This is a genomic window from Mycobacterium sp. E3247 (genome assembly GCF_001667785.1).
GTDB lineage: Bacteria > Actinomycetota > Actinomycetes > Mycobacteriales > Mycobacteriaceae > Mycobacterium.
In genome coordinates this window covers 33020-48740 of record NZ_LZJG01000266.1, presented here as the reverse complement: position 1 = coordinate 48740, position 15721 = coordinate 33020, and the positions used below count along the sequence as shown (strand labels likewise).

The following is a 15721-nucleotide window of genomic DNA, read 5'->3' as shown; positions in this document are numbered from 1 at the left end:
TCGCCAAGGACGCGGTGGAGGTGGAATCACAGCTGTGGGACAGTGGCGACGAGCAGCTGCGGGCGGCGCTATATCGCCAGTTCGCCATGAGCCTGTCCCAGGGGTACTTCTTATACTTCGTCGCCGATCCGAACTACCCGGATTTTGTGCCGTTCGAGAACTCGGCGTTCTTAGCCCAGCCCAATCCTGACGCTGTATACCACTATTCGGCGATTGACGGCGCTGGCGTTTACCGCATCACCGGCCGCCGCGGAACGGTACCTGTGATGGGCTTCGCCACCGGGGCGAACCTCTTCGGTATGTCCGAGCCACCCGGACCGGGCTATGACAACTACGACGCCGATGCCTTGGCCCTCGATGCCGATGGAAACTTCGAGGTGATCCTGAGCGCCGAGCGTCCGGAGGGTTACGGGGGCGACTGGCGGTACCTCAACCCGTCGACGCAATTGGTGATCGTGCGGCAATTCTCGTACGACTGGGTCAATGAGGTGGATGGTCGACTGGCCATTGAACGCCTCGACATCGACTACCTGCGACCGCCGATGAGCGCCGTCGAAGTCGATAATCGACTGCGTGCGTTGTTCGGCCAGTATGTGCGTGGGTTGTCCCGGGTATGCCTGGGCTATATGAGCGCGTTACGCGCACGCCAGGACGCAGAACACGTCCATCTGCAGTCATTCGACGGACTTGGCAACGGCGAAGACTGGCCGCAGGCGTATTGGGAATGCCTCTACGACCTGGAGCCCGGTGAGGCGCTGGTACTCGAGACGGACCTGCCCGACGAGCACACCTACTGGAATGTCCAGGTGATCGACGCTTTGTGGAACCAGGTCGATATCCTGCACCGGCACAGCAGCATCAACGGATTTCAGGCACAGCTCAGCTCCGACGGCAAGTTCCGCGCGGTGCTCTGCCCGCAGGACCCAGGCGTCCCGAACTGGCTGGACACCGGCGGTGGTTTGCGGGGCATGATGATCGGCCGGTGGTACCGGTGCAGTTCCCACCCGGTACCGACGGTCAAAAAGGTCGCGCTCTCGGAACTCTCGACCCACCTACCGGCAGACACCCCCAAAGTCACCCACGCAGCGCGTGCAGAAGCATTGCAGCTTCGTCGAACCGGAGCGCAACTGCGCCGCCGCTGGTGAAGATTACTCATCGACCGAGATATGAGGTAAAGGGCAATGACCGAATCGTCACCAGCAGCGACGTTCCCAACGTTCGCACCCTTTCGGAGATTCTTGCAAATAGCCTATGTGACAACGGATTTAGATGAAGCCATGCGCCGTTTCGGCGCTGACTACGGTGTCGCGAACTGGATGCCCATGCCCGGGATGGAAGTGGAAACCGCACCGGGACGCAGCTGTCACAACAACATCGCGCTTGCATACGTAGGCCCGATGCAACTGGAACTCATCGAACCGCTGAGCGGAGACGATGCCATCTACCGAGCAGCGCTACCCGATGACGGCTCCGGAGTCCGGTTTCACCATGTCGCCCAATTGTTCGGTGATGCCGACGAACTGGAGTCTGCTGAGGGCGATGCGCGACGGCTTGGCATTCCGATCGCCATGGCGGGCTCGTCTGCAGGCGGTTTGGTTCGCTACTTCTACACCGACCACCGAAACACATTGGGCCACTACATAGAACACATCTGGTACGCACCGGAGATGATGGCTTTCCTCGAGCAGATCCCACGTAACTGATTGGGCGATCCGGCGGTGGGGGTCCAGCACCGGTCGGATCACCGGCCTGGCGTTTGGGCTCCCGCCGCTGATCAAAGGTCGAACTCGACCACCGTGCCCAAGTCGACCCGTTTACCCGCGCGCCCACGGAACGTCGATCTCCACCTCGACAAATCGTGCCCGACGTTCGGCTGCGGTCGACACCACGAACTGCTTCCGTCGACGGTCTCGACGTTCCACTCGGCAGAATTAACCACCGCGCCAACCCGGGGCACCCCGATGGCCAGGGCGCCAGCCGGTTTCGAAGTCGTGGATCTCAGTGCCTACCTTGCACGACCCGATGCCGTACAGGTCGGATCGAGGTGGCGCCGCGGACGCCGTGGCCATTGTCGCTCTGCTCATCGCTGACCTCTCATGCCTTCACCGTGCGCGGGAACTTCGCGACACTCGACGATGTCTTCAGGATGGCGTCAACCGTCATGAGTTCGACGACGGACTTCACGCCCAGTTCTTCCTCCAGAATGACGGTCGCGCGGGACTGCAGCTCAGCGAGATCGGCGGTCTTCTCCGGTGTGTAGCCGATCCTGATCCGCAACTCGTCCATTTCGGGCGCGTACTTGATGATCTGGAACAGCGCGTCGCCGCACTCGGGCAGGGATTCCACGAGACCCCAGATGTCATTGACCACGAACGACTTCCCACCGATTCGAATCTCGTCGCCGGCCCGGCCGAGCACCCAGATTCGGGTGTGGGTGCGGCCGCTGTCCGCGGGCCGGCGCGTGACTCTCACCAGATCTTCGGAGCGGAATCGGACGTAGGGCGCCGCGTTGTTGTCCAGGTCGGTCGCAACGAGCTCACCGGCTTCACCGTCGCAGACCGGCCCGCCGGTCACCGGGTCGACGACCTCGGACAGGATAGTGTCCTCCTGCAGGAAGTAACCGTCGCATTCGATATCTTGCCAAGCGGCTCCGGTGTCGCCCGCACTCGTCCAGATGAACAGCTTGACGCCCCACTCCTCGTGCACTTTGCGTGCCAACGTCGCGCTCATCGGCTGGCCGGCGAACGCGGCACCTTTCAACGACGAGAGCATGTCTCGTATGTCGTACTTGGCCTCGAGCGCCTCGAACTCCATCAACGTGGACATGATCATCTGGAAGTAGTGGACTTGGTGGCGCTTGATGGCGTTGAGAATGCGCTCGCCCTCGCCGATCCAACCGTCGATATAGACCGGCGTGATTCCCAGCAAGTGGTAGTACTGGTCCCAGTACCCGCGGAAGGACCCAGCGGCAACCAATGCGCGGTCTCCGGGTCGCAATCCCATCTCCCACAGCGCCTTCGCCGAGGAGATGGGCATGGGCCAAGTCGCATCCCAGATTTCGGGAAGAAAATTCAGGCAGCGAGGTGGTGCCCGAGGTCGAGCCAATCGATGTCAGCTCAGTGGGGTCCACGCAAAGGACGTCTGCGAAGGGATCGCCTGTGCGCTCCCGGTAGCCTTGAGATCGGCCTTGCGGAACATCGGAATTTTGGCATAGAAGTCATCGAGCGAGGTGATGTCGTCCGGAGTGACGCCCGCCGTGGACCACAGGTCACGATAAAAGCCGGACCGCTCCCACAGGTAGGGGATCAGCTCGAGTACGCGACGGTCCTGCCAGTCGCTGATCTCGCCTCGGCTTGCGGTCTCGATCTCGGGCTCGTAGAAGTACCGGTCCGCGCTCTCGGTTCGAGATTCCGCGCTATCGGACGCGGTAGGGCTCACGAGTTGTCTGGCCACCGTTCTCCTCTTCGTCGTCGTCGACGTTGCGGATGCGCAGAAATCGGGCAAGGCTCATACCTGGCGGTCGGTGCGAACTGGGACACACGGTATTCTGGTAGATAATTTGCTTGATCGCAAGGTTGTTGGCGGTCTAAGCCGCTGGCTTGTCCAGGGGCTTAGACAGCTGCACGGAGGTGGATCGCATTGATAGGGTTCGGCAATCTCGGTCCAGGAACCAAGCTGCTCGAGGAGTGGCTGCGTGAATGCCCGACTGACCGGCGATTCTGGTTGGCCGACCTGCGGGCGGGACTTCGCATCCATCCGCCCAGGACGATCTATCAACCACTGGTGGATCTTTCTCGGGACGCATCAGTCCTGATTGCTGTGCACGAAGAAGCCGATGCGGGGCTGCGGGTGATCTTGATCAAGCGCGCCGACGACATCGGAACGCACCGTGGAGATATCGCGTTTCCCGGCGGCAGTGTGGATCCCGGGGAAGGGCGTCGGGCCGCGGCGCTTCGCGAAGCGGCAGAGGAGACCGGCATCGCACCCGACACGGTGATGATCGTGGCAGCGCTTAGCAACCATCCCACCATCGACGGGATGAACATCTGGCCCTACGTCGGGACGTTGAGTCGACTGCCCGATCCGGCGCATCGCTGCCGGGAGGTCCAGTATGTGTTGGTCAAGCCGGTGTCAGAGCTTATTGCCGAGGGAGCATGGTCGCGAAGGCCCTGGCGGGGCAGTCCGCAGTTCGTGATGGATTACTTCGAGGTTGACGGCACGCACGCGTGGGGCACCACCGGCATGTTGCTGCGCGAGCTGCTGGAGATCTGCGCGTCCGGACGGATGACACGACAGAAGGAGACGCGATGACGCAGGGCCAGTACGACGAGTTCGCACTGCTAGCCGAGAATGCGGCCGAAGCGGGCGTGTCCGGGCCTCTGCCAAATTGCATGCGCGTGAGCTGCACCCTGGCGGACAAGACGTCGCTTAGTGCCATCAAGTGGGGTGACGATCCGCAGATCGTGTTCCTGCACGGCGGCGGGCAGAATGCGCATACCTGGGACACGGTTGTCGTCGCGCTGGGGATATCCGCGTTGGCGATCGATCTGCCCGGTCACGGCCATTCCGATTGGCGCGCCGACCACGATTATTGGCCGGTGCGTAACGCCGAAGCCGCGGCGCACGCAATACGGATCCATGCCCCCAATTCCGCTGGCGTGGTGGGTATGTCGCTCGGCGGACTGACGACCATCAGACTGGCCGCGGCGCACCCGGAACTGGTTCGGCGTGCTGTCGTGATCGACGTGACCCCGTCGGTATTCGAGCGGCAAACATCGATGACCCGCGAGCAGCGCGGAACCACTGCGCTGATATCCGGGCCGCGAGTCTACGACACCGCTGAGGACATGATCGCCGCCACCGCGGCCAGCGCACCGCATCGGAGCGTGTCAAGCATCCGCCGCGGTGTTCTGCACAATGCCAAGGCCCTAGTTGACGGCAAGTGGACCTGGCGCTACGACGACCTCGATCCCGAAGGTACTGGATCACCAGACTTTTCCGCCCTATGGCGGGATGTGTCGGCGGCGATTCCGCCTATCGCGCTAGTCGTTGGCGGAAATTCTGTGTTCGTAGCCGATGCCGATCGTGATGAGTTCCGGCGCCGACGACCCGAAGCCGTCATTACCACCATTCCCGCAGCGGGACATTCGGTGCAGAGTGACCAACCCGTCGCGCTTGCCCGGTTTCTGCGGTCCTTCATCTTCGCCGACGAGCTTCTCGAATAGTCAGCCCAGGGTCGAGGCGGGTTGGGTTCATCGTCGGCTCGTGCGGCATGAAGGGCACGATCGACCTTGGTTTCGCATTTCTGTTGGGACGGTACCGATTTTCACGACGGCACGATTACCCGGCGCACCGCGGCACGGGCCAGATTCCGCTATTTACTACGGCTGCGCATCACGTCACGGTGTAAGGTCAGACTGGCAGCTCGCGCTCGGCCAGCCTGAAGGAGAGGGGCCGATGGACCAAGCCACGAAGTTCGATCAGCGACTGTCCCCCTTGACACAGCACGTCAAGGCGATGTCGAGTCCGCAAGCGTTGTACGGCGAGAAGGCTGGCAGAGTGCGCGCGGAACGGTCCAACGGGGTTTGGAACTTGTACCGGCACGATGACATCATCAAGATCAACCGTCACCCCTCGATCCTCGGCAATGGCGGCCAGGGTGGCAGCTTCGGCGAAGACAAAAAGTTGATCCCGCTCGAGATCGACGGCGAGGACCACAAGAAGTGGCGGCGGTTGCTCGACCCGATTTTCGGGCCCAAGCAGATGGCCCCTCTAGAGAAACAGATCCGGCAGCTCTCGGGCGAACTGATTGACAAGTTCGCCTCCCGCGGCGAAGCCGAATTGCACGATGAATACTGTGTGCCCCTTCCGTCGCTGACCTTTCTGCGACTGGTCGGGGCACCCGTCGAGCACCTCGACTTCTTCTGGAGTTCAAACAGGGTGTGATCCATCCCGAGGGCGATACCGTCGAAGAGATTGAAGCCAATGTCGCTGTGGCAGGCGGCAAGCTGATCGAGTACTTCCTCAAGTTCCTCGCCAAGCGCCGTAATGAGACCGATCGGAAGGATGACGTCATCGCGGTGCTGTTGCGGTCGGAGGTCGACGGCAAACCGATCGAGGAACCGACCTGCTGAACATCGTCTTCCTGCTGATGTTCGCCGGCCTGGACACCGTCACGGCGTCGATGTCTTGCATCTTCGCGTGGCTGGGACAGCATCCGGGGGAGCGAGACCGGTTGGCCCACGACCGCTCGCTGATCCCCGCTGCCGTGGAGGAGCTTCTGCGCTATGAGTCACCGGTGCCTTCGGGTCAGAGGTTCGCGACCGCGGACATCGATCTAGGCGACGGCCTGGTGATCGAGGCCGGCGATGCCATCCAGGCGTGGTGGGCGGCGGCCAACGTCGACCCCACCTACCACGACGATCCACTGACGGTGAACTTCGCACGCGGCCGGAACGCTCACATGGTCTTCGCCAGCGGGACGCATCGTTGCCTGGGCTCGCATCTCGCACGAATGGAACTGAGGATCACGGTCGACGAAATACTCAACCGCATAACGGATTTCGAAGTATCGGCCTCTGACGAATTGGCTTTCGACAACGTGTCGGTTCGCTGCGTTAAGCGTCTGCCTGTCACCTTTACGCCCAGCTAGCTTCGGCAGGGAGCCCTAGTCGACGTCAACCGACACTTGCCGCCCAGGCAATGCTCGAACGGCAGGTGGTGGTGTTCGCCCTGCCATAGCCGAGCCTGCGGGGGAGTTCTTCAACTGGAGTGTCGACGTCATTATTGAAGGCCTCCGCGCCAAGCTCGCAGCCAAGCCGGCTTCGCGACGTATCACGAAGGCCGTCACCGCGAGCCGTCGAGGGCTGACGCGGCACCTCGCCTAGTCACAGCGCGGTCGCTGCGCAAACGCGGCAACTGCGTCAGCAGATGGCCGAGCCGCCGAGCCGCTGCGCGGGTGGGTCATCGGGTGCCTCGCCACACGCGCCGGCATGTGAAGAGCGACTCGTCACGAGTCCGGTCCGCGACAAGGCGGCAGTGACGCGATAGTGATTCATTGCGGAAGCGCGCTGCTATGAAGCGGCAGGCTCATCGCCAGGTTTCCCGGGACCGCTCATATGCTACAGCCGTACTTGGGCGCGCGATTGAAGCCGTTGCCACCGACGCTATTTCGTAAGCGGAGCGCTACTCCAAGCCAGCCGACGGAGTCGGGCGGTGTGCAAATGAGGTCTGTTCGGCCTCGCCACTACTTGGGTTGGAACCGCTGGGCCCCGTCGAGTCGCAGAACTTCTCCGTTGACGTAATGGTTGGTCAACAGGAACAGTGCCGCGTCGGCGAACTCCGCCGGCGCCCCGAGGCGCTTGGGGAACGGAACAGACGCCGAGAACTTGGCCAGCGCCTCGTCGCCCACCGATTCCATCATCGGGGTGCGCATGGTCCCTGGCGCGATACTGTTGATGCGGATACCAACCGAGCTGAGATCACGCGCGATCGCAAGGGTCAGGCCGATGATCGCCGCCTTGGCCGCGGAGTACGGAGCCTGACCGATCTGACCCTCGTAGCCGGCGATCGACGCGGTCATCACCAGTGCTCCGCGTTCGGCGTCGGCACCCGGCTCGGCCCCGGGCGATGGCTGCAGCGACCAGGCGCACCACGTTGTAGGTGCCTGTCAGGTAGATGTCGATCATGCTCTTGAAGCTGTCCAGGCTGGCTGGGCTGCCGTTGCGGTTGACCGTCCGTTCGGGACGGCCGCCGAAACCGCCATGGGCGACAACACAATAACGCAACGTTCCCAACGACTTGGCCTGCTCGATCGCGCCACCAACGCTGTCGGAATCGGTGACGTCGGTGTGGACGAACACCGCGCGCGGACCAAGCTCGTCGGCCAGCGACTTGCCCCAGTCGTCGGCTACGTCGGCGACGATCACGCGGAGCCCTTCGGCGTGCAGGCGGCGAACGGTTGCTTCGCCCAGCCCGCCAGTGCCGCCAGTGACGATCCCGACATCATTGCTGCCGAAGCCTTGGTCGGCCATTGACAATCTCCTCCGGTTATCGAATTGTTCTATGGTGCAGATAGTTCCAGTCGAGCGCTAAGACGGATTCGGCCCACCCGCGGGTGGGTCCCAGCTCGCGCTCCCATTCGAACGACGTCGTCGGATCGTTCCAGAAGTCCATCCCGTCGATCATGAAGTCGGCGACGTCTCGTCGAATGCCCGCCGCGCGGCGGTGACCGCGTCGTGGACATCCACCGTAGCCGCGTCTGCGGCTAGGGCGCGGCCACCGTGTCGTCGGCGGGGTTAAGTATCTCATACCGCTTGCTGGACTTGGCGTCTCGGAACTCGCCGTCGATGAAGAGTCGGCCTTCGTGTTCAGTCGTTGGCATCGTTGCCGTCTCTCGCTTCTTGATGCGATTTCTGCCGGGATCGTCGCCGTCTTAGCGTGTGGGAAACGCACGTTTACACCGTAACGTGACCGATTTAATAGTACAATAATCTTACTGATTGTCGATTCTAACGGTCGGCAAGGATTAGGTCAGCCGCACGCCATCGCCATCGCCATCGCCATCGCCGGCGCGTTGAGGTTGCCCGACACCATCGTCGGCATCACCGAGCAGTCCATCACCCGCAGGTTGTGTACGCCACGAACCCGCAAGCGCGAGTCCACCACATCGGATTCGTTCGGTCCCATCGCACAGGTGCCCATGGCGTGGTATCCGCAGTAGCCTTGGTCGAGGGCCGCGTCGATGATCGCGTCGTCGCTGGCGACCTGGGTTCCTGGTCTGGTCTCGCTGACGACCTCGTCGGCGATCGGCGACTGTTCGAAGATGCGCCGCAGGGTCCGGAACAACTCCGCGGCGACCCGCTGATCATGTTCGGTTGCAAAGAAATTGGGGTCGATGTCGAGTTCGGCATTCGGGTCGGACGAGATGATGTTGACGAAGCCCTCGCTATCGGGTCGCAGGACGAAGCCGATGGCCTGGATTCCGGGTTCACGCTCGACGCCGACGTCCCGCCCGGCGTTAGCGGCTTGGCCGAGAACGGCGCCATCAGCAGTTGGGCGTCCGGCCGCAGTTGATCGGGTGATGCCTTGAAAAAGCCGAGCACGTCGTAGGCCGAGGTGGCCATCGGACCCTTGTGGGTGGCTAGGTAGCGGACACCGCTGGCGGCCTGCGCCATCGGGGTCGCGAGATGCCGGTTGTAGCCGACGTTGCGCTTGAGTCGGTATTGGAGTGCCACGCATCTGTGTTCACGCATGCGCTGTCCGACGTTGGGGCTGTCGACGACAGTTTCGATACCCAGGCTGCGCAGGTGCGAACGCGGGCCTATTCCGGACAGCTGGAGCAGCTTCGGTGTCGCGATGCTTCCCAGGGACAGAATTACCTCGCGATTGGCCCGAAACGTGACTGTGCCCGATGATGTCCGTGCCTGCACCCCAACGGCCTTGTCGCCTTCGAGAAGCACCCGGTCGACGGCCGTGTTGACCTGAATCTGAAGGTTGGGCCGGTGCCGGATCGGGCGAAGGAAAGCCCCTCGGTCAGGTTGGGTGTCTTGCCGCGGCGAGGGCGGGGCTCCGGCGGCCTCGGAAGCGGAGATTTGGCGAATCCGTCCTTCTAGTCGAATTATTCGCCGGATGCTGGATGAATGACTTGTCGCACAGGCCCTCCTTAAGTGCCGATGTCGACGCCGCCGCGGCCGAACATCTCGTCGAAGACCTCGTGGCCGGTCTGACCGGCTTCTCGCTGCAAAGCATCAAGAAACTCCACGGACTCGGGTTTCGTGTAGGAGGCCATGTGGGTGCGACGGCGTAGACATGTCGTCAGCCTCGATCGGCGGTACCCGCTCACCGGGGATTCTCCGGCAAACGAGTTGGCAAGTACCGGGCCTGCGGACCCAGCACCGACGATGATGTAGTCGAAATCACTCACTTCGTAGGACTGGCAATGGTTTTGATTCGCAGATACTCGCGGAACCCGGCGACGCCATGCTCGGAGCCCACGCCGCTGATGCCCCATCCACTAAACGGCGCATCGGGACTCAGGTAGAAGGAGTTGTTAATGTTCACCGTTCCGGCCCGTAGCCGATGAGCTACGCGCCAGGCACGCTCCTCGTCACGCGATTGCACGTATGCCGACAAGCCGTAACGCGTGTTGTTCGCGATGCGTACCGCCTCGTCGTCGTTGCCGTCGTAGCGGATCACGATCAGCACCGGTCCGAATACCTCGTTCTGAGCGATCTCGGCGTTCTCGTCGACGTCGGCGAGGAGAGTCGGCTCGTACCAGAAGCCTTTGCCGCCAAAGTCCGCTCGCTTGCCGCCGCACACCACCCGCGCTCCGGCGTCCCTGGCGCGGTTCACGAGCCCTTCAATACGTTCCAGTTGTTCGGCGCGGATGATCGGGCCGACGACGGTGGTCGGCTCGGTGGGGTCGCCGAACGGAAGCACGCCAATCGTCGCCTCCAGGCGCTGCAACACCTCGTCATAGATGTCGGCGTGCACGATCATGCGTGTCGGCAGTGCGCACCCCTGGCCGCTGTTGGCCATGCACATGGTCACACTCAGGCCGCATGCCATGTCGAGGTCCGCGTCAGGGAGCAGGATGTTTCCGGACTTGCCGCCGAGCTCCAGGACAACTTTGCGGATGCCGAGTGCCGCACGCTCCTGAATGCGCTGGCCAACGCCGGGAGATCCGGTGAAATGAAAGAGGTCGACCCGAGGATCACCGGTCATCGCGTCGCCGGCGATGGCCTTGTCTTCTGAGCTGATCGCGTTGAAGACGCCCGCGGGGGTATCGGTAGCCTCAGCCATGACCTGTGCCATCTTCGCCGCGGTGAGCGGGGTGTCCGGCGCGCTCTTGAGTACCACGGTGTTGCCCGTGGCCATGGCATGAGTCACCTTCCAGATCGCGGTCATGAACGGAGCATTCCAAGGCGTGATCGCGCCAACGACCCCATGGGGCTCATAGCAGACGCGTCGGTCGCTCGGCATGCCCAAGAACTCAAAGCTTCCGAGGTCTTCTTCCCACGGGAACGACGTTGTGAGATCGTTCCAGAAGTCCATCCCGTCGATCATCGCGTCGACGTGGCTGCCGATGAGCGCAGTTCCGAGGCCCGCCTCGGCGGTGACCAATTTCCGGAAACCATCGACATCGCTGCGCAACGCTGCCTGGAACTGCTCGAGGCAATGCCTGCGGAACTTGTGGTCTGTTCCCCAGCTTGTTTCGTCTGCAACCCTGCGCGCGGCCGTGACCGCATCGTAAACGTCCTCGGGGCCTGCATCAGCAGCTGAGCCAACGATAGATTCGTCAGCGGGGTTGATGACGTCATAACGCTTGCCGGACTTGGCTTCTCGAAACTCGCCATCAATGAACAGTCGGCCTTCGTATGAGGTCCCGGTCATCTGGTTCCCTTCCTTCCGCAATGCACCGCTCGGTGTCGAAGTGTTTCTTACCTTACACCGTAACGTGATGACCGTCACCGCACAATGCGTCGCCCATATTGCCTATGCACAGGCAAAGCCTGCTGTTGCCGCGCGCCGATCGCGGTACAGATCACATCACAAAGTAAGGGCGGCCTGGAACCGAGCGAGGGATGATAACGCAAACCATTCGTGCCGTTCGGAAGGAGACATTCGCGTCAGCTTCACGATAGGGGACGGCGAGCCGACGCACCCGATCTTCCGATTGGGCCCCGTGCTGTTAACGCGGTCAAACATCGGCTCCTTGCCAACCGTCTGCGACAGAGCAGTGCAATATTTGCCTCGCGCCAGTCCAGTATCGCGGGTGATCAGTGTGGCGGACGGAATCGCGCTTCACCCTCCGTTAGCATCAACCGGACGTCAGTTAGAGGAGGTGGAGTTCGCATTCCCGCAGCCAAGAGATCCTCAAAGTCGGTAGCTGGCTCCTCTCGATTGGGGAAGCCGCCGACGTTGACGGAAGAGCAGATCGTCGATGCCGCGCTTTCGGTCGTTCAGGCCGAGGGGCTAGAAGCGCTGTCAATGCGTAGGCTGTCGCGCGAACTGGGCCGTTCCGCGATGGCGCCGTATTGGTACGTTGCGGACAAGAACGAGTTGCTCGACCTGGTCGCCCGCAAGCTGCTGTCGAGAGTCCAGTTGCCTCCGGCGGACTCCGGGCCGTGGGATGAGCGCCTTCGCGCCGTGATCAAGAGCATTGATTACCACGTTCACCGCTATCCAGGAATCGCGTCGATCTTGCTCGACAGAATGAGCGTTACCGACCAACGGGTGCTGAATGGCATCTTGGAGATTCTGGTCAGCGCCGGTTTCAAGGGGGCCGAGAACTTTCAGTCTTACGCAATGATCCACACCTACCTATTCGGCAGATATCAGGTGTTGGGGCAGTTTGACGTTGCGAATTTTGGGGAGCAAGTCCCTGATCTTGACGACACGCTGGCTTCACTGCTTCCTTATTTGCCGAGCCTGCGGGGGAGTGACTTCTTCGACTGGGGTGTCGACGTCATTATTGAAGGCCTCCGCGCCAAGCTCGCAGCCAAGCCGGCTTCGCGACGTACCACAAATGCCGTCAACGCGAGCCGTCGAGGCTGACGCGGCACCTTGCCTAGTCACAGTGCGGTCGCTGCGCAAACGCGGCAAGTGCTGCAGCATTGGCTGGGCCACCGAGCAGTTCCCGGAACTCGGCATTCTCGTAGACACTGGCTTGTTTGATATGCGGCCGGTCGGGTGCGGCGATGGTCCGCTTTGGCGGCAACCAGGCTCGGAATCGGTTTGCTAGCAAGGATAGTTGCGTGCCGATTCGCCACCTAGCTTAGGTCGTCTGGCGCGCATACCTTCCAGACCAAACCCATCTGGCGCGCTTGGTCGGCGCCGATCCACTCGGAGGACATCAGTAGCCAAGCCGCGTTCTGCCGGCCTACCAGGCGAGGCATCAGATACGACGACGCGGCCTCTGGCGCAACGCCTAACTTGGTGAAGGGGCATTGCAGCCGCGCGGTCGACGACATGAAGACCAAGTCGGCGTAGCCCAGAATCGTCGTTCCGACACCGACACCTATGCCGTTGACCACGCAGATCAGCGGCTTGGGGAACTCGGTCAGGGCATCGATCATGCCTTCGAAACCTTGAACGCCGCTGCGAAAGGCGGGGTCGGTGAACCGTGCCTGCATTTCACCCAGGTCATTTCCCGCGCTGAACGCCCGACCGGCGCCTGTTACCAGTACCACTGCCACGGCATCGTCGTCCGCGGCGGCTCGTAGCGCCACCGTCATAGTGTCGTAGAGCGCTTCGGTGAATGCGTTGAGCGCTTGGGGCCGATTCAAAGTCAATGTGCGGACACGATTGTCGTCTGACACCAGCAGCGGCGCGATATCGTGAACGGTGGATTCGCAAACTTCGACTGAATCCGCCACGGTGCCACCCCTTCATCGCCGACTGTGAAGCCCGATAACTGCGATGCCATCGTACGGCGTAAAGTCGAGCGCCATGCCGGGCGCGACGCATACCCGAATTCGGCGAGCTGGCGCACCTTCTGGAACGTCAACGACTGTGTCAGCGTGCACCACGGTAACTGTCCTGAGATTGCATTGGCGTCCGCCCGGCGACACCCGAGTTGCTTCCGGTGACGAGTGCGCGGTGGCCCCGCAAGTTCAAGTCCATCGGGGCTCCTCGGCCTCTTCGCGCATGTCAGCCTGAGGTTCCGGTCATTTGTCGTCTTCCGTCTGAAGTGCACCGAGCTCCAATAAGCGATGCGCCTTACACTGTAAGGCAGAGCAGAGTGCCTTTGCGCAAAGGGTCGCGGGAGATCGACCGTGTTCGCATCATCGGACACGACCAGGAGCGGGGAATGACGACGGCGTACTCCGAAGGGCCTCAAGTAATCTGGTCGGCGCGCCGACGGCCGCGGGTTAATTGCGTAGGTGTGAGGCCGGGGAAGATCTTAGGGAATCTCTACGACTTCGATGCGAACGCCTGTGACAGATGCGCTGCCACCTTGCCTGGCTCCGTGTACGTCTGCGCTCGGACGACTGCAAGCCTCTAGGGAACGTTATGGATTGGCCCACTATTGATGTAGATCCGGACCTGGCTGCACGTTATCGGTCCGAAGGCTGGTGGGACGGCAAGACCCTGCCCACTCTCGTTGCGGAGAGCCTAGAGCGAGCCGCCGCGAGCACATTTCGATTGCACTCGCGCACGCGCCCATGGTCGGGCAAGCTCAACGATGTCGCCAGCCTAGGACGACTCATCTCCGGCGGGCTCAAGCGCCGAGGCATCCGACCCGGTGACGCAGTTGCCTTCCAGCTACCCAATAGTGTCGAGGCCGCCGCAGCGTTCTACGGGTTGGCGATGTTGGGAGCAGTCCTCGTACCGATCGCCGCCTCCGCCGGGTGCCGCGACCTTTCACTGGTGGTACGCGAATCTCGGGCGAAGGCGCTCTTTGTCACGAACTGGCGTGATGCACCGTTCGACTTCGAGACACTTGACGAGCTTTGCGGCCGGAGTCCTGCGCTGGAGAGCGTTGTAGCAGTGGGTGACTCGTCATGCCCCGCAGGCGTCGTGCCGTTCACAGCGCTGACATCGGGACCAGCCGAGGTAGGGATCGCCGCGGTCGATGCCGCGGCACCTGCGGTAATCGGCTGGACGTCGGGGTCAACCGATAAGCCGAAGGGCGTCATTCTGAGCCATCGGGCGCTGTGCGCCGAAGTCAGTTCGCATATCGGGCCGTTTACCGCGTTCCGCAAGCGACCGCTTGCCAGTACGTCCCCGATTGCGCACGTCACCGGGATGCTCTTGTCGGTTTTGGCGCCGGCATTCGCGGGGCATGACATCCACCTGCTCGACTACTGGGATGCCAGTGATGTCCTGAAAATCATGGAAGAGGAACGTGTCTCGGCTGGTAGCGGAGTACCGTTGTTCCTGTCGTCGCTTCTCGACCACCCGTCTTGTACGGACAGCCATCGGTCATTGATCGACCTGAGTTTCCTTGGCGGCGCCTCGGTGCCACCTGAACTCATATTGAGGGCATCAGAGCTCGGAATTGTGGCAGTCCGCGCTTACGGATGCACCGAGCACATCACGATCTCCATGTGCACGCCGAGGGATCCGCTTGCGCGGCGCATTCGCACCGACGGACGCCTTTGCGCGGGCGTTGAGGTTCGTATCGTGACCGATGCAGGCACAGGTCAGCCGCATGGACGGCCGGGCGAGGTGTTGAGCCGTGGGCCCGAACTCTTCAGTGGGTACACAAACCCCGCGCTCAACGCTGACGCCTTCCTGGATGGCTGGTTTCGTACCGGCGACATAGGCGTTCTCGACGACGACGGATATCTGCAGATCCTCGACCGCAAGAAGGACATTGTCATTCGTGCTGGAATGAACATCAGCGCCGCGGAAATCGAATCAGTGATGATCTCCATGCCGAACGTGGCTGAGGTCGCGATCGTTGCGGAGCCGCACCCTCGAACCGGAGAACGAGCGGTGGCTGTCATTCGGACCGCCCCGGGTCTAGCCGTGCCGACCGTTGAGCAACTGCGTGCTCATCTCGCTCAATTGGGAGTCGCGAAATACAAGTGGCCAGAGGACATTCGCGAAATCCGAGGTGACTTTCCGCGCACACCGGCCGGGAAGATTCGCAAGCCCGACCTTCGTGCCGACCTGAAGCGAGATCAACCCATATGGGTCACCGGCCGAGGTGGGCTCAGCGTTTAGCTTCGTGTCAATCCTCGGACACGGCGGGCGAGCGGCCGTAGGATGG

Annotated in this window: 14 protein-coding genes and 3 pseudogenes; 9 read left to right on the top strand and 8 right to left on the bottom strand. The window is 62.1% G+C overall.

Translation table 11 applies throughout. From position 1 onward, the window contains the following. Positions 1-20 precede the first annotated feature (20 nt). Positions 21-1145, top strand: coding sequence for a DUF1214 domain-containing protein (locus A9X04_RS15015; RefSeq protein ID WP_197509175.1), 1125 nt, complete (start codon positions 21-23; stop codon positions 1143-1145). A gap of 36 nt (positions 1146-1181) precedes the next feature. Further along, positions 1182-1703: a VOC family protein gene (locus tag A9X04_RS15010; protein WP_067921650.1), complete on the top strand. Its 522-nt coding sequence runs from the start codon at positions 1182-1184 to the stop codon at positions 1701-1703. Between the two features lie 391 nt (positions 1704-2094). On the opposite strand, the gene A9X04_RS15005 is transcribed toward A9X04_RS15010, so the two are convergent. Together A9X04_RS15005 and A9X04_RS31540 are read right to left on the bottom strand one after the other, a co-directional pair. Further along, a complete protein-coding gene (locus tag A9X04_RS15005; RefSeq protein ID WP_231984258.1) occupies positions 2095-3036 on the bottom strand; it encodes a phenylacetate--CoA ligase family protein in 942 nt (313 codons plus the stop codon). A gap of 75 nt (positions 3037-3111) precedes the next feature. Continuing rightward, positions 3112-3453: a hypothetical protein gene (locus A9X04_RS31540; RefSeq protein WP_231984257.1), complete on the bottom strand. Its 342-nt coding sequence runs from the start codon at positions 3451-3453 to the stop codon at positions 3112-3114. Positions 3454-3639: 186 nt separating this feature from the next. Here A9X04_RS31540 and A9X04_RS15000 point away from each other — a divergent pair, with 186 nt between their 5' ends. The 5 genes from A9X04_RS15000 (at position 3640) to A9X04_RS31525 (ending at position 6652) form a co-directional block, all read left to right on the top strand. Further along, positions 3640-4311, top strand: a complete 672-nt coding sequence (locus A9X04_RS15000; protein ID WP_197509174.1) for a CoA pyrophosphatase — start codon at positions 3640-3642, stop codon at positions 4309-4311. Further along, positions 4308-5225: an alpha/beta fold hydrolase gene (locus tag A9X04_RS14995; protein ID WP_067921645.1), complete on the top strand. Its 918-nt coding sequence runs from the start codon at positions 4308-4310 to the stop codon at positions 5223-5225. The genes A9X04_RS15000 and A9X04_RS14995 overlap by 4 nt, the downstream gene beginning before the upstream one ends. Positions 5226-5457: 232 nt before the next feature. Continuing rightward, positions 5458-5946: a cytochrome P450 gene (locus A9X04_RS31535; protein ID WP_231984256.1), complete on the top strand. Its 489-nt coding sequence runs from the start codon at positions 5458-5460 to the stop codon at positions 5944-5946. Beyond that, a complete protein-coding gene (locus tag A9X04_RS31530) occupies positions 5943-6134 on the top strand; it encodes a cytochrome P450 (RefSeq protein ID WP_231984255.1) in 192 nt (63 codons plus the stop codon). Before A9X04_RS31535 ends, A9X04_RS31530 begins: the two co-directional genes overlap by 4 nt. Before the next feature lie 17 nt (positions 6135-6151). Further along, a complete protein-coding gene (locus tag A9X04_RS31525; protein ID WP_231984254.1) occupies positions 6152-6652 on the top strand; it encodes a cytochrome P450 in 501 nt (166 codons plus the stop codon). Positions 6653-7246: 594 nt separating this feature from the next. On the opposite strand, the pseudogene A9X04_RS14985 reads toward A9X04_RS31525, so the two are convergent. The 5 genes and pseudogenes from A9X04_RS14985 to A9X04_RS14975 form a co-directional block, all read right to left on the bottom strand. After that, a pseudogene (locus A9X04_RS14985) lies at positions 7247-8033 on the bottom strand (SDR family oxidoreductase). Between the two features lie 499 nt (positions 8034-8532). Further along, positions 8533-9240 (bottom strand): GMC oxidoreductase, encoded by a 708-nt coding sequence (locus tag A9X04_RS31520; protein WP_231985732.1) that lies wholly within the window; start codon positions 9238-9240, stop codon positions 8533-8535. A gap of 59 nt (positions 9241-9299) precedes the next feature. Then, positions 9300-9512, bottom strand: a pseudogene (locus A9X04_RS32330) (GMC family oxidoreductase N-terminal domain-containing protein); the annotation flags it as partial. Positions 9513-9664: 152 nt separating this feature from the next. Further along, positions 9665-9925 carry a hypothetical protein gene (locus A9X04_RS30445; protein ID WP_156764361.1) on the bottom strand — a complete coding sequence of 87 codons (261 nt, stop codon included), beginning with the start codon at positions 9923-9925 and terminating at the stop codon, positions 9665-9667. Further along, positions 9922-11394: an aldehyde dehydrogenase family protein gene (locus A9X04_RS14975; protein WP_067921642.1), complete on the bottom strand. Its 1473-nt coding sequence runs from the start codon at positions 11392-11394 to the stop codon at positions 9922-9924. Before A9X04_RS14975 ends, A9X04_RS30445 begins: the two co-directional genes overlap by 4 nt. Before the next feature lie 528 nt (positions 11395-11922). Between A9X04_RS14975 and A9X04_RS14970 the strand changes: the two genes are divergently transcribed. Continuing rightward, complete coding sequence (locus A9X04_RS14970; protein WP_231984251.1) at positions 11923-12558, top strand: TetR/AcrR family transcriptional regulator C-terminal domain-containing protein; 636 nt, start codon at positions 11923-11925, stop codon at positions 12556-12558. 13 nt (positions 12559-12571) lie between these two features. On the opposite strand, the pseudogene A9X04_RS14965 reads toward A9X04_RS14970, so the two are convergent. Continuing rightward, positions 12572-13328 (bottom strand): annotated as a pseudogene (locus A9X04_RS14965) (enoyl-CoA hydratase/isomerase family protein). A 688-nt stretch (positions 13329-14016) separates the two neighbouring features. Here A9X04_RS14965 and A9X04_RS14960 point away from each other — a divergent pair. Continuing rightward, positions 14017-15675 (top strand): AMP-binding protein, encoded by a 1659-nt coding sequence (locus tag A9X04_RS14960; RefSeq protein ID WP_067921640.1) that lies wholly within the window; start codon positions 14017-14019, stop codon positions 15673-15675. Positions 15676-15721 lie beyond the last annotated feature (46 nt).